This is a genomic window from Streptomyces halobius, assembly GCF_023277745.1.
Taxonomy (GTDB): Bacteria; Actinomycetota; Actinomycetes; order Streptomycetales; family Streptomycetaceae; genus Streptomyces; species Streptomyces halobius.
The window spans coordinates 906,658-927,206 of sequence record NZ_CP086322.1 but is presented as its reverse complement, the minus strand read 5'-3'; the positions used below and the strand labels follow the sequence as shown (position 1 = coordinate 927,206).

The 20,549-nt window shown below is 68.2% G+C and carries 29 protein-coding genes; 23 read left to right on the top strand and 6 right to left on the bottom strand.

Annotation, left to right across the window (positions count from 1 at the left end; all coding sequences use genetic code 11):
- The first annotated feature begins 305 nt into the window (after positions 1-305).
- The 21 genes from K9S39_RS04410 (at position 306) to K9S39_RS04315 (ending at position 11,691) form a co-directional block, all read left to right on the top strand.
- Positions 306-476 carry a hypothetical protein gene (locus K9S39_RS04410; RefSeq protein ID WP_248862018.1) on the top strand — a complete coding sequence of 57 codons (171 nt, stop codon included), beginning with the start codon at positions 306-308 and terminating at the stop codon, positions 474-476.
- Positions 477-481: 5 nt separating this feature from the next.
- Positions 482-1,210: an HNH endonuclease gene (locus tag K9S39_RS04405; RefSeq protein WP_248862017.1), complete on the top strand. Its 729-nt coding sequence runs from the start codon at positions 482-484 to the stop codon at positions 1,208-1,210.
- 17 nt (positions 1,211-1,227) lie between these two features.
- Complete coding sequence (locus K9S39_RS04400) at positions 1,228-1,518, top strand: hypothetical protein (protein WP_248862016.1); 291 nt, start codon at positions 1,228-1,230, stop codon at positions 1,516-1,518.
- Between the two features lie 5 nt (positions 1,519-1,523).
- Entirely contained in the window at positions 1,524-1,898 is a 375-nt protein-coding gene (locus K9S39_RS04395) for a hypothetical protein (protein WP_248862015.1), read from the top strand.
- 5 nt (positions 1,899-1,903) lie between these two features.
- On the top strand, positions 1,904-2,131 hold the full coding sequence (locus tag K9S39_RS04390; protein ID WP_248862014.1) for a hypothetical protein: 228 nt from the start codon (positions 1,904-1,906) through the stop codon (positions 2,129-2,131).
- Positions 2,128-2,775 (top strand): cell envelope biogenesis protein OmpA, encoded by a 648-nt coding sequence (locus K9S39_RS04385; RefSeq protein WP_248862013.1) that lies wholly within the window; start codon positions 2,128-2,130, stop codon positions 2,773-2,775. Before K9S39_RS04390 ends, K9S39_RS04385 begins: the two co-directional genes overlap by 4 nt.
- Positions 2,775-3,026 carry a hypothetical protein gene (locus K9S39_RS04380; protein WP_248862012.1) on the top strand — a complete coding sequence of 84 codons (252 nt, stop codon included), beginning with the start codon at positions 2,775-2,777 and terminating at the stop codon, positions 3,024-3,026. Before K9S39_RS04385 ends, K9S39_RS04380 begins: the two co-directional genes overlap by 1 nt.
- Entirely contained in the window at positions 3,026-3,409 is a 384-nt protein-coding gene (locus K9S39_RS04375; protein WP_248862011.1) for a zinc finger domain-containing protein, read from the top strand. Before K9S39_RS04380 ends, K9S39_RS04375 begins: the two co-directional genes overlap by 1 nt.
- Positions 3,406-4,026 carry a hypothetical protein gene (locus K9S39_RS04370; protein WP_248862010.1) on the top strand — a complete coding sequence of 207 codons (621 nt, stop codon included), beginning with the start codon at positions 3,406-3,408 and terminating at the stop codon, positions 4,024-4,026. Before K9S39_RS04375 ends, K9S39_RS04370 begins: the two co-directional genes overlap by 4 nt.
- On the top strand, positions 4,023-4,565 hold the full coding sequence (locus K9S39_RS04365; protein WP_248862009.1) for a hypothetical protein: 543 nt from the start codon (positions 4,023-4,025) through the stop codon (positions 4,563-4,565). Before K9S39_RS04370 ends, K9S39_RS04365 begins: the two co-directional genes overlap by 4 nt.
- Positions 4,565-4,843, top strand: a complete 279-nt coding sequence (locus K9S39_RS04360) for a hypothetical protein (RefSeq protein ID WP_248862008.1) — start codon at positions 4,565-4,567, stop codon at positions 4,841-4,843. Before K9S39_RS04365 ends, K9S39_RS04360 begins: the two co-directional genes overlap by 1 nt.
- The gene (locus K9S39_RS04355) at positions 4,843-5,388 is read left to right on the top strand and encodes a hypothetical protein (protein ID WP_248862007.1); all 546 of its coding nucleotides are present in this window, start codon (positions 4,843-4,845) and stop codon (positions 5,386-5,388) included. The genes K9S39_RS04360 and K9S39_RS04355 overlap by 1 nt, the downstream gene beginning before the upstream one ends.
- A gap of 90 nt (positions 5,389-5,478) precedes the next feature.
- The gene (locus tag K9S39_RS04350) at positions 5,479-5,658 is read left to right on the top strand and encodes a hypothetical protein (protein ID WP_248862006.1); all 180 of its coding nucleotides are present in this window, start codon (positions 5,479-5,481) and stop codon (positions 5,656-5,658) included.
- Between the two features lie 28 nt (positions 5,659-5,686).
- On the top strand, positions 5,687-6,430 hold the full coding sequence (locus K9S39_RS04345) for a hypothetical protein (protein WP_248862005.1): 744 nt from the start codon (positions 5,687-5,689) through the stop codon (positions 6,428-6,430).
- A gap of 71 nt (positions 6,431-6,501) precedes the next feature.
- A complete protein-coding gene (locus tag K9S39_RS04340; protein WP_248862004.1) occupies positions 6,502-7,065 on the top strand; it encodes a hypothetical protein in 564 nt (187 codons plus the stop codon).
- Positions 7,066-7,394: 329 nt separating this feature from the next.
- Positions 7,395-7,703 (top strand): hypothetical protein, encoded by a 309-nt coding sequence (locus K9S39_RS04335; protein ID WP_248862003.1) that lies wholly within the window; start codon positions 7,395-7,397, stop codon positions 7,701-7,703.
- A gap of 343 nt (positions 7,704-8,046) precedes the next feature.
- Positions 8,047-8,169, top strand: coding sequence for a hypothetical protein (locus K9S39_RS41955; protein ID WP_283112274.1), 123 nt, complete (start codon positions 8,047-8,049; stop codon positions 8,167-8,169).
- Positions 8,170-8,416: 247 nt separating this feature from the next.
- Positions 8,417-9,166 (top strand): nucleotidyltransferase family protein, encoded by a 750-nt coding sequence (locus K9S39_RS04330; RefSeq protein WP_248862002.1) that lies wholly within the window; start codon positions 8,417-8,419, stop codon positions 9,164-9,166.
- Positions 9,167-9,210: 44 nt separating this feature from the next.
- Entirely contained in the window at positions 9,211-10,008 is a 798-nt protein-coding gene (locus K9S39_RS04325) for an STM4013/SEN3800 family hydrolase (protein ID WP_248862001.1), read from the top strand.
- A 346-nt stretch (positions 10,009-10,354) separates the two neighbouring features.
- Positions 10,355-10,513 carry a hypothetical protein gene (locus K9S39_RS04320; RefSeq protein WP_248862000.1) on the top strand — a complete coding sequence of 53 codons (159 nt, stop codon included), beginning with the start codon at positions 10,355-10,357 and terminating at the stop codon, positions 10,511-10,513.
- Positions 10,510-11,691: a protein-L-isoaspartate O-methyltransferase family protein gene (locus K9S39_RS04315; RefSeq protein WP_248861999.1), complete on the top strand. Its 1,182-nt coding sequence runs from the start codon at positions 10,510-10,512 to the stop codon at positions 11,689-11,691. Before K9S39_RS04320 ends, K9S39_RS04315 begins: the two co-directional genes overlap by 4 nt.
- Before the next feature lie 108 nt (positions 11,692-11,799).
- Here K9S39_RS04315 and K9S39_RS04310 read toward each other — a convergent pair whose 3' ends face one another.
- Positions 11,800-12,771 (bottom strand): IS110 family RNA-guided transposase, encoded by a 972-nt coding sequence (locus tag K9S39_RS04310; RefSeq protein WP_248861998.1) that lies wholly within the window; start codon positions 12,769-12,771, stop codon positions 11,800-11,802.
- 251 nt (positions 12,772-13,022) lie between these two features.
- Here K9S39_RS04310 and K9S39_RS04305 point away from each other — a divergent pair, with 251 nt between their 5' ends.
- Together K9S39_RS04305 and K9S39_RS04300 are read left to right on the top strand one after the other, a co-directional pair.
- The gene (locus K9S39_RS04305) at positions 13,023-13,196 is read left to right on the top strand and encodes a hypothetical protein (protein ID WP_248861997.1); all 174 of its coding nucleotides are present in this window, start codon (positions 13,023-13,025) and stop codon (positions 13,194-13,196) included.
- Positions 13,197-13,501: 305 nt separating this feature from the next.
- The gene (locus K9S39_RS04300) at positions 13,502-13,696 is read left to right on the top strand and encodes a helix-turn-helix transcriptional regulator (protein WP_248861996.1); all 195 of its coding nucleotides are present in this window, start codon (positions 13,502-13,504) and stop codon (positions 13,694-13,696) included.
- A 1,309-nt stretch (positions 13,697-15,005) separates the two neighbouring features.
- On the opposite strand, the gene K9S39_RS04295 is transcribed toward K9S39_RS04300, so the two are convergent.
- The 5 genes from K9S39_RS04295 to K9S39_RS04275 form a co-directional block, all read right to left on the bottom strand.
- Positions 15,006-16,469, bottom strand: a complete 1,464-nt coding sequence (locus K9S39_RS04295; RefSeq protein ID WP_248861995.1) for a SulP family inorganic anion transporter — start codon at positions 16,467-16,469, stop codon at positions 15,006-15,008.
- Between the two features lie 73 nt (positions 16,470-16,542).
- Positions 16,543-17,136 carry a carbonic anhydrase gene (locus tag K9S39_RS04290; RefSeq protein WP_248861994.1) on the bottom strand — a complete coding sequence of 198 codons (594 nt, stop codon included), beginning with the start codon at positions 17,134-17,136 and terminating at the stop codon, positions 16,543-16,545.
- An 824-nt stretch (positions 17,137-17,960) separates the two neighbouring features.
- Positions 17,961-18,941, bottom strand: coding sequence for a hypothetical protein (locus K9S39_RS04285; RefSeq protein WP_248861993.1), 981 nt, complete (start codon positions 18,939-18,941; stop codon positions 17,961-17,963).
- Complete coding sequence (locus K9S39_RS04280; RefSeq protein WP_248861992.1) at positions 18,935-19,948, bottom strand: hypothetical protein; 1,014 nt, start codon at positions 19,946-19,948, stop codon at positions 18,935-18,937. The genes K9S39_RS04285 and K9S39_RS04280 overlap by 7 nt, the downstream gene beginning before the upstream one ends.
- Before the next feature lie 181 nt (positions 19,949-20,129).
- Positions 20,130-20,417, bottom strand: a complete 288-nt coding sequence (locus K9S39_RS04275; protein ID WP_248861991.1) for a hypothetical protein — start codon at positions 20,415-20,417, stop codon at positions 20,130-20,132.
- Positions 20,418-20,549: the final 132 nt, after the last annotated feature.

Sequence of the window (20,549 nt, the reverse complement as noted above, 5' to 3'; positions counted from 1 at the left end):
ACCAGGAGTGCTGGAACCTAACAGCCCAAAGCCCTCTGGACTGACCTCAGTTGAGACTACTGATACACCTGTAAAACCTTGTCCTAAATGGTGCCTTCACGCTCACCGACCTCCGTGACGAGGACGACAGGTCGCCCGACGACGAGAAGGACCTGCGTGCCGCCGCGGTGATCCTGCGCCGTCCCCCGAAGTACTCCATCGATTTCTGAGGACGCCCCCATCCGAACCGCCGAGGAGCCACTCCGGTCTCCTCGGCGGTTCGCTGTCCGGCTCACGCGTTCCTGTACAGAAAGCAGCCTTCGACCATGCCCAAGTACCGCATCGTCTCCGAGCCCGACTCCGGCGCAGAGCATCGTGAGCCCCGAAGGGCCAACCTTTGCCTCGGCAAGGCCCGTCTCGTCACGGTCATCGACTCCGAGGACCTGTTCTGGGCGACCAGGCGTGAGCTGATCTCCTTCGGCAACGACCTGCACTGAGCGCCATGCAGCCAGATCCGACTGTGCTGCTCGCCTGCCTGGCCGTCGCTGCGCTCGGCATCCTGTGTCTCGCCATCGGCGTTGGCCGTAAGCGGCGCTGGCGGGACCCCACCCGGCTTTTCAGCTGGTCCCAGAAGCAGCAGCTCATCCGCCAGGCCAACGGCCGGTGCGAGCATAAGCCGCCCCTCTGGTTCCGATGCCCGGCACCGGGGACCGAGGCCGATCACATACACCCCTGGAGCCGTGGCGGGCCGACTGAACTGTGGAACGGCCAGTTGCTCTGCCGCCGGCACAACCGGCGGAAGTCCAACCGTGTGCCGAGCCCCCTCTACCGCTGGCGTCTCGCGCGCCGGCGCAAGACCACCCCGACACGCATCAGCGGCAAACTCATGGCCTGGATCATCTGCCCGAACTGCGGCGCGAAGCACGACACTTCCGGTCGCTACACCTCCCCGGAGAATCAGGAACGCGACAACCGCGGGTTGTCCGAGGAGCATGTGTCCGGCAGATGCCAGGACAAGCCTTCCGAGGAGAGCACTGAGCTTCTGCCCGAGCAACGCTTCAACAAGCTGAAGGACCGGCTAGGCCGCTGGCTGGAGCCAGGCCGGATGGGCTGGTTCGGCATGAGCAGCGACACCGAGGACGACCGGATCGTCTACAACGCCCGCGCGAACGCCTACCTCGACGAACTGCCCGAGGACGCCTGGGTCGTCGTCGTGGACTGCCACATCTGACCTCCCGACAGCCTGCCATGGCCGACACCGTCACCATCCCGGCCGACGTCGCGCACGCCTTCACCAACGCCTGGTGCGGTCGGCTCACCTCCGACGTGGCCGCCGCCCTCAACTGCGCCGAGGTCGAGACGCTCGCCGAGCTGCTGCGCGCCGGTGCCGAGCAGGCCGCCGATGAGTGGATCGACGCCCACGCCGACGGCGACGAGCCCGGTGAGGAGCACTTCCAGGGCCCGGTGCCCGACGAGGTGCCCCTCGCCGCCGATGGCTACCGCTGCACCACCGACGACCTCACCGACACCAAGGAATAACGACCATGACCGAACCCGCCTACAGCCTTTCCCAGGCGGCCAAGAACGTCCGCCAGTTCAACCACGCCTCCCGCGCCACCGGCACGGGCTGGGAGTACCCCAGCGCCTCATACACCGCCCTCGGCGCCCTCTCGCACCTGGTGAGCATGCTGCCCCAGGCCCTCGAACAGGCCATCAACCCCGTCATGCGTACGTACGAGCACGGCCGCGTGGCCATCGACGGCGGCGGCGACGCCGACGAGGCCGTGAAGCACATGCGCGCCGCCCTGGCCAACGCCAAGCAGGCCGCGGAACTCCTCAACGAGGCCGTTGCCCACCTGCACTCCACTACGTCCGCCATGGGCCTGGACACCCGCGGCCTGCCCGGATTCGAGGACTGAGCGCGGTGGCCGACCCGAAGCGCGAGCGTGCCGTCACCGCGGCGGCGAACTCGGCCGCCGCGAAGTGGCGGCGGGTCCGCTTCCGCGACAACCGCGAACCGTCCACCTGCGAGGCCCCGCTCTTCGACCGGGAGACGCGCCGCTGCTGGTGTGGCGTCCCTTGGCCCCACGACTGGCCCGGCAAGGACGGCGGCGCACCCCACCCACGTGACGCGCAAGGAGACCACCGGTGACCGCACAGCTGCCGGCGCCGATACGGTGCGCGGACCGCCCAACCCTGGGCGGCCTGGTCGTCCCGTGGATCACGCTGCACGCCGGCGGCCGGTACCTGTTCGGGGCGCTCGACAAAGACCGGCGCGACCGGGCACTGGCCGAACGGCGCTGCCAGGTGTGCGGGCAGAGCTTCGATGAGCGGATCTGTCTCGCGGTGCGGCCTGCTGATGTGCGCGTCGGGTACACCGCCGAGCCCGGCATGCACCCGGAATGCCTCGCGTACAGCGTGCGCGCCTGCCCGATGTTGTCGGGGGAAGCCACCCGCTACCGGGCCACGCCCGCGGCGTCGGGCCTGCCCGGTGTCGCCGAAGCGGGCCGCGGCCCGCGCGCCGGACGCCCCGCCGACGCCTTCGACGCCTGGTGGATCACACCCGGCTCGTACCGCGTGAAGACCGACCCGGAGCACCCCGGCCAACTGCTGGGCGTCGATCTGGACGTGCCCGTGCTGCGCAAGCGGCCCATCCGCCCGGCAGCGGGCCCGGACCTGGACAGCCTGCTCGCCCTCGCCCGCCAGGCCCTCGGACTCGAATACGCCACGTCCAGCTGCCCACATCAGCCCGACGGCGCACCCCACCCACGCAACACCACGAAGGAGAACGACTGATGGCTACCGGACCCGAGAACTACCGCCGCGCTGAGGAGCTGGTGCGCTCCGTCAGGGACGGCCACCAGATCGGCGACGACGTCGCCCAGATCCTCACCGCCGCACAGGTGCACGCGACACTCGCCCTCGCCGCCGCGACCGCGCTGAACGACCACAGCCACGACGAGGGCGGCATGCCGCTGGAGGACTACGACGCGTGGACCAAGGTGGCCAGCGTCTGGAAGCCTAGGCAGAAGGGCGGCGACGCCTGATGGACCTCACCCCGAACGACTGGCAGCGCGCGAACCTGCCGCCGCTCGCCGTCGTCTGCCCGGACTGTGGCTCGGCGGCCGGCCAGCTGTGCGCAAGCCACGGCGGTACCCGTGCCCGCAACTCCCAGGTGCGCCGAGGGCGTACGGCCGTGTGGGAGCAGGCCCGGATCGATGGCAACCCGGCCGTGCGCCTCATCCTCGACGCGGCCAAGGCTCGGCGGGGCATGCACGGCAAGCATGCCGCCGAGCTGCTCGACGCCCACGGCCACACCGCCGAAGCCGATCGGATCCGCCGCGCCATCTCCGAGCGCAACGGGCTGCTGTCCGCCAAGCAGGCCGCCGCGCTGTTGCTCGACGAGGCCGAGGGCGGTGAGAGCCGGTGAGCACCCCAGAGTCGCTGACCCCGGAGCAGCGGGCCACGCTCGACGAGCAGCTCGGCGACGCGCAACCAGCGCGCAACTCCCTGCTGCTGTCCTTCGGCAAGTCGGTCCAGGACCGCCGCGAGCACGACCACACCACCCAGCGCGAGGACTGGTACTGCCTCAACCTCGCTGCGTACATGGGCGAGCGGGCAGCGCCCGTGCTGCGCCGACTGCTCGATGCTGAGGCCGAGATCGATCGTCTGCGTGACGAGCTGGCGGAGGTGAAGGCCGGGCGGAATCCGCTGCTGCGCTGCCTGATCATTAAGGCGGCCCGGGACCGTGACCTGTACGTCGGCTGGTCGAACGTCGCCGAGGGGCCCACGGGCGCGTGGACCCGCGCCGAGGCCCTGGCATACGGGTTCCCGCGATCCCGCCTTGATCGGGCCGACGCCAACGGCAGCAGCGACCTCCCCTGCGGCGACGGCCACTGGGGCGACAAGGGGTTCATCGCCGAACAGCGCGGCTGGCTGCCCCGGGCCCGGCTCGCCGACTACGCCCAGCACTACCTGTCCGGCAACGAGAACGCCGCGTTCGACCTGCTGGAGTCCTTCGAGGGAGAGACGGAGGTGCGCCGGTGAGCGCCCGCAGCGTGATCGAGCATGCTCTGACCGTCTACTACGACGGCGACCGAGAGTTGGCCCGGAAGCTTCTCGCGAAGCGCGACGCCGAGCAGCAGCCCGAACCGCTGGTCGTGTCCCGGTACGACACGGCCATGGAGCCCGCCCCGGAGGAAGAGCCGGTGCTGACGGTCGGCGCGGTCGCCGAGGACGGGCGGCCCGTGGCGCTGTGCTTCGACCCAGAGACGCGTCGGAAGGTCGCGGGCTGGCTCGCGCCGAGCGCAGCCGAGCTGCTCGCGCACACCACCGCCTTCGAGATCCCCTGGGTTGGTCACGCACTTCCCCTCCGGTTGCGGCGCAGCATGGCAGGCGGCGACCGGTGGGCGATCTGCGACCGGGAGGGCCGCCGCTGGGACCGCGAACTCGGCTTCGTTTACGAGGCGCAGAACGAAGACGAGCGCACCCGTACGGACACCCGGTTCCCGCTCTCCGAGGCGTGGCCGCTCGCGCACCAGATCGCCGCTGGTGAAACGGCAGGCACCAAGGACGGTGAGGGCTGATGGGCCGCCGGATGACGGCCGTCGCCTGGCTGGAGCGGCATTACGACGGCATGTTCGACGAGGGGCGAGGCATCGTGATGCCCACCGACAGCGACATGACCGGGCTGCACGTCACCAGCTACGTCCCCGACTGCGGGGACGAACGGTACGACCACGGCCCGCTGCTCTCCATCAAGCGCGACCCCTTGGACGACGAGTACGCGTGGCCTGCGGCAGCGTCTTGGCCGGACCCGGAGCCGGAAGACAACCTCGACGACCACGAAGGTGGTGACTCGTGATGATGACCGACTGGCCGTTCGCCGAAGACGCCGACCGCGACGACCCGCTGACGAGGCTGCGCATCCCGGTGACCGGCGTCCACCCGAGGTGGCGATACGTCGCCTGTTTCGACCGCGAATCCGAGGACCGGCCCACCGACGCCGAGGCCGCGATGCTCGCCTCGTTCATCCGCGAGTACATCGAGCACTGGTTCAACCAGGGCTATCAGCGGCGCCTCGCCGAACGGGCCCTCGACGTGGACAGCGGCTGCAACACCGTCATCTTCCACAAGTGGGGCCCCGACGACTGGTCCTACCGCCTCGACAGCTGGCAGTACGGCCCATTCTGGGTACCCGTCGCACCCCGGCTGCGTGGCGGCCAGCACGACTACAGGGGCCCGTGGAAGCTCTCGCTCGTCGACGTGATGGACCACAAGCACACCATCGGCGACGAGCCGTTGCCGCGCTCGGCGCAGTGGAAGGCGGCGCACCCGGACGTCTTCCCCGTGGCGCACGCCGATGCGCCGTCGTGCACTACCGGCGACACCCCGGGGGAGGACCGGTGAGCCAGCCGCACGACCCGCACGATCCTCAGCGAAGGCCTCGATGGCTCCGCCGGCGCGAAGGACTTCTTCCAGGAGCACATCAGCGAAGCCGTGAGCCGAGCCGCCAACGACGTGAGCGATCTCCCGCCCGAGAACGAGCAGGTACGTGACGCGGCCAACCTCATCGACAGCGCCGCGCTGCACTACTTCGAACACCCCGGCGCGACCCTGCGCCAAGCGATCAAGGCCAGCTGCGCCTCGGTTGGATCCAGGACTGATCCGACCCACTAATCTCCCCATCCTGAAGGAGCAGATCATCATGGGCGCGAGCATGCTCACCGCCACCATCGCCTTCCCGGCCGAAAGCACCGAACCGCCGAACTTCGACCGCGGCCGTCAGCTGCTCGAGAAGATCGAAGACCCCTCGCTCTTCACCTTCGACGAGCCCGAGATCGAGCTGGAGGAGCTGCTGCCGGATCTGGACCGCGAGTCCGACCTCGTCGACGAGAATGGCGAAGTGCTCTTCGAGTACGCCCGGCGTGCCGGTCTCGTGGTCATCAACAACCTCGAAGAGGCCCTCGACTCCCGGGAGACGACATTCCTCACGGTCGCCAACTACAGGCTCTACATCTCCGGCGGGCTCTCCAACGGCGGCACCCCCACGGACGCAACCAAGGCAATCTGGGACGCCTACAAGCTGCCCGAGAGCGTGCTCCTCGCCATGGGCTTCATCCCAGACTACGAGCAGCCGCTCTCCCGCGCGAACGGCAGCGGGGATCACACGCCCCTCACTGACACCGACGTGGTCGACGCGATCGCGCTCGGCCTGGGCACCTCGCCGGAGTGGCCCGGCACGGACACCCTCAAGTGGATCGCCGAGGCCATCGGCAAGGTGCGTGACGAACCCGGGGGCCGCGATCCCCGCGAGTACCGCGAGGAATTCACCGAGGAGCACGCGTTCGATCCGCGCGAGGACAGCTTCCTCGCCCAGTACGTCAACGAAGAGATCGGCAAGGTCGGCGAAGAGGAGAGCGAGGACAGACAGTGCCCGCACGACCCATAACCTGCAGCACTTGGTCAACCAGCTCAAGCACCACCTCGAAGAGGCCGAATACGAGACCACCCAGGCCGCCGTTGGAGGAGTTCGGCTACCTGAAGCGGACCAGGGAGCCCACCGACAAGGGCACCTTCCGGCACGAGCAAGTCGTGTGCGATGACCCGGAGCTGCTTCAGGGCGAGCCACCAGCGCCTGAAAATCCGGCGCCGGAGAATCCGCCGGAATCAGGGCCACCAGGGAGGGGAAATCAGGCGCCGGTAAACCAGGCGCCGGTAAACCAGGCGCTCAAAGATAAAGACGGTAACCACAAAGAGAACTCTTCGGGTTCTGCCGCCCCATGCGGCAGCATGCCGACCGTGAGCCAGCGCGCCATGAAGGTCGCCAAAGGCTTCTGCGACAAGTACCCGCTGCACAGCTTCCACGGCGTTCGCTCGATGGCCACGCGCGCCATTCAGGCGGGCTACGGCGAACCGCGCATCACCCGTGCCCTCAAGGCCCTCGCCGAGGCGGGCAAGCCCGTGACGCTCGGCACCTTGCGGTGGGAGCTGGAAGGGCCGCCGACGTTCGAGCGGCAGCCGCGCACGGTCGACGACCCCGGCACCTCGGTCAACGACCGCGGAGTGGACGAGGTGCTGTGGTGAGCGACGTCCCCGACTACGTCCGCGGCCCCGGCCTCCAGCGGCCCCGCCGCCCACAGAGCACCACTTCGGCTGGCCGGGCCCCGTGCCCGTGAGCCGAGTGCAGGTGCACGCACGAGCCGCCGTGCGTGGCGGGCTGGATCGACACCGACGAGCAGGAGCCCGAGCGGGGCGTCGACGGCCGACCCCGTACCCGGGACGGCCAGCCCGTCACCCACCAGACGACGCGCCCGTGTCCCAACTGCCGCCCCGAGGCGGCCCAAGCCCTGGCCGACCCGATGCTCCGCGCGGCCAGCAATTCTCGAAGTTCCGTAAGCGCAAGGAGCGCTGACATGTCCTCAGCCCAACCCACCGAGACACGCCCCCCGACCTGGCGCGAGGTAGCCAAGGCGCTGGACGCCGCACTGCACACGGCCGGAATCGACACGGAGACGCCCTCGGCGGTCCTGTGGAACACCTGGACGGCTACCCGGATCATCCCTCCGTCGATGGATCACGCCCAGTCTGAGCTACTCGTAAAGACCATCGAGGAGGCAGCGATGAGCGGCACCACCGACGACCTGTCCAAGAAGAACCGCGACAAGAACAAAGAGTCGTCGGGCGGCTCCGATTCGGGCAAGAACGCCGGCCGGAAGTGGTAGCCATGCGCTGCCCTGTGGAGTCGGCTCACGACATGCAGCGGCTGAGTCGATGGACCTACCGCTGCGAGGCGCATGGCGTGACGCTCGTGTTCCACGCTCCCGGTCCGGCCAGTGAACCTCCTTCCCGAGCCCGGACCGTTGCACGGGGCTCCCCCCTTCGCGGGGTGGGTCCAGATGGCCGGGTGTACGTCGCCAAGAGCAGCGGCGTCCGCTACCACGCCGTGCCGAGCTGCTACACCCTCGGCAAGTGCCCCGCGCCGGTCATAACCGTCACATCCCGCAGCAAAGCTGAGCGTGACGGCCGGAAACCGTGCGGCCACTGCGTCAAGAAGGAGGCCCGCAGATGACAGAGCAACACCGACGGCGCCGAGTCAACGTGGACGGCGTATTCGTCGGCGGCATCCTCGCGCTGTGCGTGTGGGGCACGGTCGCGCTCATTGTGATCACCGCCCTGGCAACCTCATGAACTCCCGCTCCCTGGCGTCCCCGGGGTCACACCACATGCCAGGGAGCGGGGCACCACCCCCGGCTTGGCGAAGGAAGGGGCGAAGTGGGGAGCGCGAAGCGGTCGCCCGGAATGGAGCGGGCCGGGCGACCGCACAGGTCCCGCTATCCGGGGCGAGTTTCGGCCCTCTGATACACGAACGCTGAGAGGATGCCGGCCAACAGGCGCCAACGGGGTGCCTGTTGGGAACGCCAAAGGAGCGCAGGACATGTCAGCAATGCTGGTGACACAGGCTCTGATCTTGGCGGGTGGCCAGGCGACCCGTATGAGGCCGTACACCGACGACGCGCCCAAAGCCATGGTCCCGGTAGCCGGGGCTCCCATCGTCGGATACCAATTGGCTTGGCTCGCGGAACACGGCGTGAAATCCGTAGTGATCAGTGGTGGCTACAAGCACGAGATGATTTCGGATTACGCGGGCGATGGCTCCCGGTTCGGTATCGAAGTTAGGTATGCCATCGAGGAGGAGCCGTTGGGCCGTGGTGGCGGTCTGAAGTTCGCGGCGGGTCGCTTGGTCGATCCGGCCGCACCGTTCTTCGTTCTCAACGGTGATGTTCTCGCGACATTCTCTCTGGCGGACTTTGCCGAGTACCACGGCAATCATGATGGCTCAGTGACCGTAGCTCTGTCTCCATATCGGTCCAACTGGGGAGTAGCGGATTTGGGCGAAGGTGACCGCATCCGCGGGTTCGTCCAGTCGCCGGAACTTCCCTACTGGATCAATGCCGGCATCTACGTGTTCAACCCCGCAGTCATCGCCATGCTCCCCGATAAGGGTGACCACGAATTCAGCACGTTTCCCCAACTCGCCAAGGACAACCGCCTAATCGGCTACCGACTGTCCGGCTACTGGCGTGGCATCGACACGGTGAAGGACGTACTGGAAGCGTCCAAGGAAGTCCGCAGCTCCGGGGGAGTGCTGGCCCCAGAGTTCCAGACGACAGACCCCAACACCTAAGCTCTGGGCCTCTGTCGGCCCGCGGAGTCGAAGGGAAGAGAAGCGTGATCAACGCGAACGAAGTAATCGGGAGCCACAACGTTCTGTTCATCACGTTCGACTCACTGCGGTACGACGTGGCGCGGGCAACCACGCACGGTGGCCGAACTCCAAATCTGGAAACCCTGCTCCCTGATGGACTCTGGGAAGAACGCCGTACGCAGGGGTCCTTCACACTGCCCGCGCATGCGGCGTTCTTTTCGGGATTCCTGCCCGTTCCTTCCGGCCCGGTACGCCCCGGTAGGTTGCTCGCGTGCTACGCGGTACGCGGCACCACGATCAAGAAGCGAACGTTCGTGTTCGACGCGCCCAACATCGTGGATGGTCTTTCCGGGCTGGGCTACCGCACCGTGTGCATTGGCGGGGTCGGATTCTTCTCCAACCAGACGAAACTAGGTCGCGTTCTGCCAGGACTCTTTCAAGAGAGCTACTGGAGTCCGAAAACAGGAACGGACTGCCCGGACTCCACGCGGCATCAAGTGGACATTGCCCTCAACGTGCTTCGGGAACAGGAAACAGGGAATCCGTTATTCCTGTTTCTCAACATCCCTGCCACGCACACCCCGCACCATGTGTACCTGCCCGGAGAAGCGGTGGACACATGGGAAAGCCAATGCGCGGCACTCGCCTACGTGGATACTCAACTAGGCCGGCTATTCGACGCCATGCCAGACGCGGGACCATGGCTCGTTCTGCTGTGCGCCGACCACGGCGAAGCATTCGGCGAAGACGGCTACCACGGGCACGGCATCGCACACCCCACGGTGTGGACCGTCCCCTACGCAGAAAACACGATCGGCTGATCCGGGCAACGCCCCGCCCCGCCTGCCCCATCAGGCCGGCGACCCCAGTCTCCGCCTCCCCCAGGGAGGCGGAAAGCCCGCGCGGTGACCGTCCAGGCAAGACCGTCCGCGCGGGCCGGGGCGGGCACTCCACCCCCGAGGAGAGCCCGCCCCCCTGCACCACCCGGCGCCCTTCCCGACGAACAGATGCCGGTGCACCATCAACACCGACCACTCAAGGAGGAAGCGTGCTCGCACTCTCCACAACTCCCGGCGAGCCATGGCCCGGGTCGCAGGAACCGCCTGCCCCCGACGGCGGCCCCGGCGTCCCGAACCCACCCCAGACCAGCGAGAGGAGCGCCACCGCATGACCAACATGCAGATCGTCACAGCGGCCGACAGCGGAAAACACGGTGGAGGCGGCGACCAGGACGACGACGGGCACCCTGGCACACCCTGGGAGCCGCAGGAGCCTCCGCACCCCGACAGCCCGCCCCCGCCCGGAGATGGGACCCGCCGCAAGTGACGACGAAACCCGTACAGGTGGAGCGCCCCGGCCGGAAGGAGCTGGGGCGGCTCCTCCTCGAAACCAACTCAATGTCTTCGGACTGGGCGCCCACCTTCGCCGCTGTCGACCGGACCGTGCTCCTGCCCGACCTCGTGTGGCCCTTCGACGTCGAGACCGGCACGAGCATGCCAGTCAACAAGACCCGTGATCCCGACGCCTGGTACACCGCGGCCGACTCCAACATCCCCATCGTCACTCAGTGGGACGATGGTCAGCACACCGGAACCAACCCGGGGAAGGTATCCACTAGCTCGTCCTCAGCACCTTCCGTCGTCTACAGCCTCCTCGGTGACCTGGACATGGACGAAGGTATGACCGTGCTGGACGTCGGCACCGGCACCGGTGAGACGGCCGGAGCTCTGACCCACCGCACCGGCGCCCACAACGTCGTCACCATCGAGGTAGACCGTGCCGTGTCCCACCACGCCCGCGAACGGCTCTGCGCCGCCGGGCTATACCCGGAAGTCGTCATCGGCGACGGGTTCAAGGGGCACAAGGGCGGCGGGCTCCGGGACCGCACCCTGGCAACGTGCGGGCTCCGGGAAATCCCCGGGGCCTGGATCGAACAGACACGCCAGGGTGGCCTCATCGTCACCCCGTGGGGCACGCACTACTCCAACGCGGACGCCGTTGCCCGTCTCGTCGTACGCGACGGCCACGCATCGGGGCACTTCACCCGGCCCGTGCAATTCATGAAGATGCGCGCACAACGGCTTCCCCGCATCATCGCCAGTGACTACGTACCGGCGGACGGCGTGGGGAGCGCTGACACCTCCACCACGGACGTCATCGAGGAGGAGTTCGTCACCGGCCCCTATACCGCCGGCCCCTTCGCCCTCGGGCTCCGAGTCCCCCAGTGCACGCAGGCTGTCGCCGACAAGCGCGAGGGTGCGCGGCCGGTGTGGTTTTACGAACGTGGCAGTGGCCGTTCCTGGGCCTGCGTCATGTTCCGTGACGGCGAAAGACAGGCTCGCGTATGGCAGTCCGGACCACGCCGCTTGTGGGATGAGGTGGAGACCGCCTACCGGTGGTGGGAGGAACAAGGCCGCCCCACACACGACCGCTTCGGCCTCACCATCACCCCAGAAGGACAGCGGGCATGGCTGGACGACCCGGCCGACTCCTGGCCTCTGTGAGAGCCCCGCCCGTCTGCCCCGGGGGAGCGGGTAGACGGGCGGGGCTCTTTGCCTCCGTTGAAGCTCCTATAGCTCGTCAAGCCGGCTGTGAAGCCCTGATCGCCTCGTTCACGTGGCCGGCGTCGGAGCTGGGGCGCCGGCGGTTTTGAGGTGTCTGTAGACCTCGCGGGCGACGAATCTCTTCAGGCACCGCATGACGTCTTTGGTGGACATGCCTTCGGCGGTGCGTCTGGCGACGTAGTCCCTGGTCCGTGGGTCGTATTGCATGCGGACCAGGACGATGGTGTAGAGAGCGCTGTTGGCGTGCCGGTCTCCACCACGGTTGATGCGGTGGCGGTTGGTGCGGCCTGAGGAGGCGGGGATGGGGGCTGCCGCGCACAGGTGGGCGAAGGATGTTTCGGACCGGAGCCGGTCGGGGTTGTCTCCCGCGGTGATCAGCAGCTGCCCGGCCGTCTCGATGCCCACCCCGGGCAGGGCGACAAGGCTGGGGGCCGCCCGGGTCACGAGGGGAGCGAGGTCGGCATCAGCCTCTTTGATCTCCTGCTGAAGGGCCTGGTAGCGGCGGGCGAGGCGGCGCAAGGCCGTCTTGGCGGCAAAGGCGGGGTCGGTGAGGTCACCGGCTGGCCGGATCTGGTTGATGGTCTGCGTGCGGGCCTTGACCGCGCTCTTGCGGACCACACGCAGTGCACGGATGGCTTCCACGATCCCGTTCCGGCTCTTCGGCGTTCCGCTTGCGCGGCCGGAGAGGACGGCGGTGGCCGCGGCATAGGCGTCGATCGGATCGGACTTGCCCTGGGCCCGTCTGGCCCTGCGGTCCGGGCGGTCGACCTCCACGACCGCGATGCCTCTGGCGGTCAGGAACCGGGCGAGTTCGGCACCGTAGGCCCCGGTCCCCTCCATCCCCACCGCGATGACCTCCCCCTGGGCGCGCAGCCAGGCCAGCAGCTGTTCGTAGCCGGCCGAGGTCGTCTCGAACGACTTCGTATCCAGGTGGCGGCCGACCGAATCAATCACTGCGGCTTGGTGAATGTCCGTGTGGGTGTCGACTCCGCCGATCACCGCTATCCCGGGCGCGCTCATGCCTGCCGTCCTTCCGTCTGATGTGTGAGGGAACAGCGTGTGCCGCCCGGGCAGACGGACAAGACAGTGAAGAGGCCCGACGGCCAAGCTCCTATGAGGTCACGGACGCCCGCGTGTACACGCAGCGGCATCACCCACGGGCCGACGATTCAACGCACAGGCAGCCGAAGCGCCAGTCAGACCCAGAGTCAGACCCCCGAGCGATGCCACCGACATCCTCACTGTCAGACCCCGCCCCTACCCTGCGCAGCATGAACGACGCACCCGGCACCAAGATCAACCAACGCATGTACGAACTACGCACCGAAGGGCTCACAGTGCCCGAGATCATCGCTCGCCTGGAAGCCGAGGGCTACCGCGTACCGGGCAACGCTCTGCCAGAGAATCCCCAGGAACGCCCATCCGGTGACCGGTCAACCGCATAGGATCATCACGGCCCCGTCTATCCGCTCCCCCCGTGGCTCCCCTCGTGGCGGATGGGCGGGGTTTTGCCGTTGCCCGGCGGCCGTGTCCGGAGGTGGTGCCCGTCACAGTTACGGATGTCCGCGTCACGTCACGGCTGTCCCGAATATGCGGCCCTTCCGTCACAGCCGTTCAACGGGCCCTCTCTGGCGATCACTCATTGTCGTTGTGCGGGCACAAGCTGAACGATCGCCGGGCCGTACGCAGCCCCGGCTGGCTCCCCACCCCCCGAGCCAGCTTTCTGTACGGCTCTTGGGAGGTGGCGGAGATGGCCGACAACACGCTCTGGTCATACAAGGAGATCGCTGCACACATACAGGTGCAGCCGGAAACCGTGCGCTCGTACCGCAAGCACGGGCACCTGCCGGAACCGGATCTGGTGCAGGGCGGAAAACCGTACTGGTTCGCCGACACAATCAGAGCGTGGGGGGCCCAGCGGCCCGGCGGGCGTCACCGACGCTGAAGCAACCAAACGGGCCCCGACACTCCTATCCGGACCTGGGGCCCGGCCCGCACAGCCTGACGTTCCTAGCGTCGCTGCTTCTGGACACAGCGCTGCCCCCGACCGGCGGAACCATGACGCCGGTGCGCGGGAGGCCAGGCTGTCCAGCGGAGCAGACTCGGTTTCCTTGTTCGAACGACTGCCTCACTGTGCCCACCCGTGTGCGAGGGGTAGCATTAAGCCTCCCCACCCGCCCCCCACAGCGGCACGCCATCCGATCATCACGCGTGAGGGGACACCCAGACATGCCATTAGGCCGCCCGGAAGACCACACGACCGCGCCCGCCACGCGCAAGCACTCTGGATGTTTGCGCGCTAACTATGCCAATCTGGACAATGTGAACTCTGCCACCCAGGGGCAACGTCGTGCGGCCGGTGGGACCGTGCCCGCACCCCGCGCGAATGCGGTCCTGGCTCGCAACTGTGAGGAATGCCGGGGATGGGGGACAGTAATCACAACGGCTGGTAGCCACGAACTATGTCGTGCGTGCCAGCACCTGCCGAAGTCTGCCCCACATCCGCCACCGACCAAGTCTTCGGACGACCTCGGTTGACCAAGATCGGGGACGTGCCCCCAAGGCGCCCCGTCCGATCAGGCAGGACGGGGCGCGATGTGCGAGGACCTCAAGCACCGGAACCCGGATCCGCTACTGCCTTCGACGATAATCGGTGGCAACCCGCTCTGTCTGATGGGCCGCGCCGGCGCCAAGCGTGCCCAGCACCCCATCCAGCGGCCGACGCCGACAGCACGGCCACGCTATCCGTACCCGCAGCAACAGGAGGACGTGACACTCCGGAAGCCTCGCGGTCAACCGCGACCGTACATAAACCAGGGACGCCGCGGGCGATGGTTGGATGCTGCCCCCGTGGCGGATGGGCGGGGCTCCTCATGCGTACTTCCTCACGGCCCCTCGACATCCCTCCGGCTGGACACCGCAGCCCGCGCGATCACCGACAAGGACAGCTCCCGCTCCTCGTTCACCACCAGCCAGCCCTTAAGAGCATCTTCCTGGACGTCGCCCGGCGCGACCTGGCCTACAACCCCCGCCCCTGCCAGCTGATACGCAAGTACCGCGACCGAGCCGCCCGGGAATGAAACGCACCGGACCCCTGCGGCGCCAGCCAGCGGCCGCAGAGGGGCTGCCTGTTAACCACCCCTGCCGTGCGAGTCGGCTGGCGTGGAGAGGAGACAGCTTGCCGCGCACTCGGCCAGGAGTGTAGGCCGTCAGGGGCCAGGACGGCGGGGCGCCAGGATAAAGCCCATCACTGGTCAGGCTTTCGCGAGCGCCTTGATGGTGGTTGTGGTTCCTCGTTGTTGTGCCCAGTTCTCCAGTGTGATGCGGCAGGCGTGGTCGAGGTGGCGCACCTCGGAGAGGTCGAGTTCGACGGGCCGGTCGTGGGGGAGCGCTTCGAGGGTTTCGAGCATGCGGGGCAGCCGGAGGAAGGTGGCGGACCCGGTGAGGGTGACGAGGAGTCGGCCGTCGGTCGTCTCATGGACGTCGAGGTGGAGGTGGGAGGTTTCCCAGGCGCATTTGACCACGGCGAGGACGATGCCGAGGAGGACGCCTTCGAACAGGTTGGTGGTGATGATGGCGATCGCGGTGACGGCCAGGACGACGGCTTCGCCGCGGTGCTCGCGCCACAGGGGCACAAGGTCCTTGACGGGGACGAGTTTGCAGCCGGCGTGGACGAGGACCCCCGCGAGCGCGGCCAGGGGAATGATGCCGATCGCGGTCGGCACGAGGGCGGCGAACAGCACCAACCACAGACCGTGCAGGATGCGGGACAGCTTCGTCTTGGCCCCGGCCTGGACGTTCGCGGAGCTGCGCACGATGACAGCCGTCAGCGGCAGGGCGCCGAGGACGCCGCAGACGGTGTTGCCCACGCCCTGGGCCATCAGTTCCTTGTCGTAGTCGGTGCGTGGGCCGTCGTGCATGCGGTCGACGGCGGCGGCGCTGAAGAGGCTCTCGGCCGAGGCGATGAGAGCGAAGGCGATTACCGTGCCCAGGGCGGCCAGGCTGCCCAGCGAAGCGAAGTCGGACATCCCCGGCGGCTGGACAGCCGACAGCAGCCCTTGGACTTCGACGCGGGGGACGGACCAGCCGGCCACGGCTGTAACGGCTGTGACCAGGGCGACCGCGGCCAGCGGCGCGGGCACCGTCTGGACCTGAGCGGGGAGTTTCTTCCACAGGACGAGCACGGCGATGGTGGCTGCCCCGATGGCGAACGCGGTCAGGGCTGCGCTGGAGGTGGCGATCTCGGTGGCCAGGTGCGGCAGTCCCGCGATCTTGTCGAGTCCGGAGCGGGGCTGCTTGACGTCGGCCATGGTGTAGAGCTGGCCGAAGATCAGAACGAGGCCGATGCCGGCGAGCATGCCCTGGACGACGGCGATCGTGATCGCGCGGAAGAAGCGGCCGAACCGCAGGGCTCCCAGAACGAGTTGGACCAGGCCGGCGAGCAGGACGATGGCTCCCAGAACGCCGAGGCCGAATTCCTGGACGGCCTCGAAGACCAGGACGGTCAACCCGGCGGCCGGGCCGCTGACCTGGAGGCTGCTGCCGGGCAGGAAGCCGACGACCAGGCCGCCGACAATACCGGTGATCAGGCCGAGTTCGGCGGGCACTCCGGAGGCTACGGCGATTCCCACGCACAAGGGCAGGGCGACCAGGAAGACGACGAGGGAGGCCAGGACATCACGCCGCAGATGGGCGGGCTTTTTGAGGGTGGAGAGCATCAGTGGAGTTCCTCGCACAGCGGAAGCGGAAGGGAAGAGGTACTCGGCGGCCCGTGAGGCGGGCGGATGCGGGTCACAGCGGCCGGAAAGACTGGTCGTCCGGCCCGTACTGCTTCACTGCTCCGGTGTGCACCTCGTAGTACCAGGCGTGCACCGCCAAGGTGCCCGCCTCGACGCGTTCCGCGATGCAGGGGTGGGTGTGCAGCCGCTCCAGCTGGGCGACCGCGTGGCGCTGGACTGCCTCAGCGAGGTCCGGGGAAGAGGGTGTTGTCGTCTCGGGCCGGGAGGCTGCGCGCTCCAGCCAGCCCTGTACGGCCGGGATGGCGGAGAGGTCGTCCCCGCTTACCAGGGCGTTGACCGCGCCGCAGTGGGAGTGGCCGCACACGATGACGTCGCGGACGCCCAGCACCCGCACTGCGTATTCGATGGTGGCCGTTTCACTGGAGGGGTGGTCGCTGCTGTACTCGGGAACGATGTTGCCCGCTGTCCGCAGCTCGAACAGTTCGCCCGGCCGGGCGCCGGTGATGAGGGCCGGCACCACGCGCGAGTCGGAACAGGTGATGAAGAGGACCTCGGGGCTCTGCCCGGCCTCAAGGGTGCGGAACTCCTCAGCACGCTCGGCCACGTGCGTCGAGAAGGAACGTGCGTTGTCAACCAGGGACTTCATGGTGGCCTTTCTCCTGCGCCCCAAGCGGTGCTCGCGAGCGCGGTGTGCTCAGGTCATCAGTCGATGGGTTATCAGTCGATGGGTGGCGTACCGGTGTGCCCGAAGAACGGGAACAGCCGGTGTGCTTGTGCGTCGTCGACGCGAAGAGGTGATCCGAGCGGGATGGCGCCCGCGCCTACAGCGCGGAGCCGTCAGCCACCGCACGGCGGCAGGAGCAGGAACGTCTGTGGTCCGGGAGGGGCCATGCCGACCAGTGGCCGGAATCGCAGGGAATCCGTCGCCGCTCCATCAGTACATCTCCCCCCGAGCAACGTGGCCGTTGGCCAGACCACATGCGTGCCACCTGCGTCAGCGCGATAAGTGCAATGCACTTGCTACTGCGAACGCCTCTTTGCCTGGAGATTACCTTAAAGCTGGAGGTCAAGTCACGGTCAAGCATTTTCCATTTACAGGCAATTGGCGCATTGTTCACTGTGATGTGCGCCTGGCGTACGCCCCCTAGCTAGTAGTAGGGCTCCGTTAGGTCGGTGTGGGTCTTGGCGGGCGGCGTCTGCCTGATCGTCTGGGCAGGGGGCGGCAGGTGGTGCAGGTGCCGGTCCAGCAGTTCAGCAGGGTCTGGAGGGCGTCCAGGACCTGGTGGAGCGTGAGGCCGGTGTGCGGGCTTTTGAGGAGAGCCGCTGTTCAGTGAGGAAGGCGTGGGCGGCGGTGACCAGGGTGACGTGGTGGTGAAGAACGCGCAGGTCACAGAATCGACGGTTCGGGCGGATTGTGCGGAGTCCTAGCTCTGAGCTAGGACCCCCGGGCCAATCCCTGTGGCTGCGCGCTCAGAGCGCTCCGTCACTGCCCACGGCCATGCCGTAGCGCCGCGCGACCTCGTGGAATGCCTGCTTGGGTCTGGTGGTGCCGTCGCAGGTCACCGCGACGACGCCGAAGCCGGCCTTGTCGAGGTCCAGCTGGGGGTCGTTGTGATCGGGAAAGTCGGGCATGGCGAAGGTGAAGACGAAGCAGCCGTGTACGCCCTCGGCGTCGTATTGGTCGATGAGTTCACCGAGGTAGCGGGCCTGGACGGCCTCGTCGCGGGGGTGGTCGCCGCGGATGTGCGGCGATGCGGCGAACCAGTTGACGATTTGGAAGGAGCCGGCTCCTCGCCGGTCGGCTCCGGTGAAGGCGCCGCAGCCGAACTCGGTGATGACGACGGGCTTGTCGTGATCGCGCACCAGGCTGCGCAGGCGGTCGGTGTACGTGGCCTGGTTGCGGTCGGAGCGGTAGAGGCTGACGCCGACCAGGTCGAACAGCGACCAGTCGACGCGCTCCCACCCGGCCGCGGCGTAGGTGAGCGGTCCGTGGAAGCGGCGCCGCGCGGTGGCCGCGGCCGCGGTGAGCAGCTTGTTGAGGCGGCGGTCGATCCGGCGGCGCAACGGGGGGTGGAAGCGCAGGATGAGCTTCAGGCGCAGGAACGACTTCGGCCCGGGGACGATGCCGGGCGCGGTGTGGGAGAACTCGCTGCCGACCAGGAGCGTCACGCGGTCCGGGTGTTCTCGGCGCAGTTCTTCGGCCGCCTGCGCGATAGCGTCCAGGTGCGCAAGCAGCTTCGACTTCGGCAGGTCGGGAACGTGGGGCCGGATGTGGACGTCGAGGCCGGTCTCGAGGGCGATGCGGGCGGCATCGATCAACCGCTGCCGGTCGCCGCCGATGAGCATCACCGTGTTGCAGTGCAGCTCCCCGGCAATGACCTCCAAGTCCCGCCGTACGTCGTCGGTGCTCGCCTCGCCGACCAGGTAAGAGATGCCACGGACGGTCAGCATGTGCTCGGCTCCCCTCGGCGCAGGCGACGGGCGGCCAGGAGGAGAAGGGCGGCGACGCCTGCGAGCATGGCGGCGTTGACCGCGTACTTCACCGCGCCATCGACGCCGCCGAGCGGTTCGACCAGGAAGGACAGCCCGGCGCGGACGACCAGGGCACTGCCTGCTGCGGCCAGCACGTGTCGGCGGCCCCAGCCCGGGCTGCGCGACCAGCGCAGCAGCAGCCAGCCCAGGACGGCCATGGCGACGACGTTCACCGTCGTACCGACCCAGGTTGCCGGCAGCAGCTGACTGGCGCACCAAGCGACGCCGGTGACACCGCCGCCCAGCCACCACGACGGCGCCTTCGCCGACGACCGGCCGCTGGTGGGTCGGACGGTGAATGCGGCGACGATCAAGGCGACGGCGACCACGGCGGCGCCGCTCAGCTGCGCCGGGCCGGCGGTGGAGTCGGATGCCGCGTCACTGAAGACGAGTACGGCACCCAGCGCCCACAGCACCACCATCACGCCGATGCCGGCCGGGCCCAGCCACCGGCGGTCCGCGATGCGCGCAGCGCAGGATTCGACCACCGCGATCGGAGCCGCGAAGCTCCAGATCACATGGCCCCCGACATAGTTCAGCAGGTTCGATGCGTCGACCCCCAGGCCGGGGATGAGGGTGTGCTGCGGCTCGGTCGCCCAGTCGGGATCACCGGCGTCGACCTCGTGGTGGAACAGGCTCTGATCGATCAAGCCCGCCTGGATCACCCCGAAGGCGGCGCTCAGCAGCAGGATCGTCGGCCAGCCGCGTCCGGTCCGGCGAGTGATCTCACGGATGAGCACCGCGACGGTGCCGTAAAGCGGGGCGAGGATGAGCAGGCCCGCCAGCAGCTCCAGCGGCCGGTTCGTGCTTTCGCCGTAGCCGATGAGGTACTCCGCGCTGATCGGGGACAGCACCAGCAGGCCGGCCACCGCCGCCCAGCGGCGTCGGGACCGCGGCAGGGCGGCAGGAGCAGGTATTGCGGGCATCAAGGATCCCTAGCTAGGTGGTAGTTCGGGTTTGTGTGGTCGTCGGTCCGGTCGACGCTTGGGAGACAGTCGGCGGTCGCGCTTCCGTCTTCTGGCCAGGAGCGCAGGACATCCCTAGAACTGCGCGGCCGTGCATCCGGGCTGGGCGGGAACCACTTTATGGCTGGGCCCAGGCCGCGTGCTACGTAGGCTCGGTGGCCTGCCGTACGGCGTGCGCGAAGGCCGTAGCGAGTTCGTCCGCGTAGGCATCGACGTCGGTGCCGGGACTGGCCTGCAGCTCGGCGGGCACGGCTTCGAGTGCAGCCAGCAGCGTCACCGCCATCAGGCGAGGCGAGAACCGCCGAAACTCCCCGTCGGCCTGGCCGGCCCGGAGCGCCTGCTCGATGTCTGTGATCGACCGCTCCCGCTCCTCGGCCCCCAGCCCTCGGCGGTCTCGATCTGCCCGACGGCGAGGAGGTGGGCGGGACACCTCCTCGGCGAGAGCCGGCAACGCCTCTTCGACGCCCGCGGCACCTACTTCGCCATATGGCGATCACCAGCAAGCGTGAATGATGGGGTGTTGCAGTTCGAGCGAGACCGGACCTGTCTCCGCAACGCACCT

Excerpts from the sequence above, each read along its gene's own strand:
- K9S39_RS04410 (WP_248862018.1), top strand. The coding sequence starts at position 306 with ATGCCCAAGTACCGCATCGTCTCCGAGCCCGACTCCGGCGCAGAGCAT.
- K9S39_RS04405 (WP_248862017.1), top strand. The coding sequence starts at position 482 with ATGCAGCCAGATCCGACTGTGCTGCTCGCCTGCCTGGCCGTCGCTGCG.
- K9S39_RS04400 (WP_248862016.1), top strand. The coding sequence starts at position 1,228 with ATGGCCGACACCGTCACCATCCCGGCCGACGTCGCGCACGCCTTCACC.
- K9S39_RS04395 (WP_248862015.1), top strand. The coding sequence starts at position 1,524 with ATGACCGAACCCGCCTACAGCCTTTCCCAGGCGGCCAAGAACGTCCGC.
- K9S39_RS04380 (WP_248862012.1), top strand. The coding sequence starts at position 2,775 with ATGGCTACCGGACCCGAGAACTACCGCCGCGCTGAGGAGCTGGTGCGC.
- K9S39_RS04375 (WP_248862011.1), top strand. The coding sequence starts at position 3,026 with ATGGACCTCACCCCGAACGACTGGCAGCGCGCGAACCTGCCGCCGCTC.
- K9S39_RS04360 (WP_248862008.1), top strand. The coding sequence starts at position 4,565 with ATGGGCCGCCGGATGACGGCCGTCGCCTGGCTGGAGCGGCATTACGAC.
- K9S39_RS04355 (WP_248862007.1), top strand. The coding sequence starts at position 4,843 with ATGATGACCGACTGGCCGTTCGCCGAAGACGCCGACCGCGACGACCCG.
- K9S39_RS04345 (WP_248862005.1), top strand. The coding sequence starts at position 5,687 with ATGGGCGCGAGCATGCTCACCGCCACCATCGCCTTCCCGGCCGAAAGC.
- K9S39_RS04335 (WP_248862003.1), top strand. The coding sequence starts at position 7,395 with ATGTCCTCAGCCCAACCCACCGAGACACGCCCCCCGACCTGGCGCGAG.
- K9S39_RS41955 (WP_283112274.1), top strand. The coding sequence starts at position 8,047 with ATGACAGAGCAACACCGACGGCGCCGAGTCAACGTGGACGGCGTATTC.
- K9S39_RS04330 (WP_248862002.1), top strand. The coding sequence starts at position 8,417 with ATGTCAGCAATGCTGGTGACACAGGCTCTGATCTTGGCGGGTGGCCAG.
- K9S39_RS04320 (WP_248862000.1), top strand. The coding sequence starts at position 10,355 with ATGACCAACATGCAGATCGTCACAGCGGCCGACAGCGGAAAACACGGT.
- K9S39_RS04310 (WP_248861998.1), bottom strand. The coding sequence starts at position 12,771 with ATGAGCGCGCCCGGGATAGCGGTGATCGGCGGAGTCGACACCCACACG.
- K9S39_RS04305 (WP_248861997.1), top strand. The coding sequence starts at position 13,023 with ATGAACGACGCACCCGGCACCAAGATCAACCAACGCATGTACGAACTA.
- K9S39_RS04300 (WP_248861996.1), top strand. The coding sequence starts at position 13,502 with ATGGCCGACAACACGCTCTGGTCATACAAGGAGATCGCTGCACACATA.
- K9S39_RS04295 (WP_248861995.1), bottom strand. The coding sequence starts at position 16,469 with ATGCTCTCCACCCTCAAAAAGCCCGCCCATCTGCGGCGTGATGTCCTG.
- K9S39_RS04290 (WP_248861994.1), bottom strand. The coding sequence starts at position 17,136 with ATGAAGTCCCTGGTTGACAACGCACGTTCCTTCTCGACGCACGTGGCC.
- K9S39_RS04285 (WP_248861993.1), bottom strand. The coding sequence starts at position 18,941 with ATGCTGACCGTCCGTGGCATCTCTTACCTGGTCGGCGAGGCGAGCACC.
- K9S39_RS04280 (WP_248861992.1), bottom strand. The coding sequence starts at position 19,948 with ATGCCCGCAATACCTGCTCCTGCCGCCCTGCCGCGGTCCCGACGCCGC.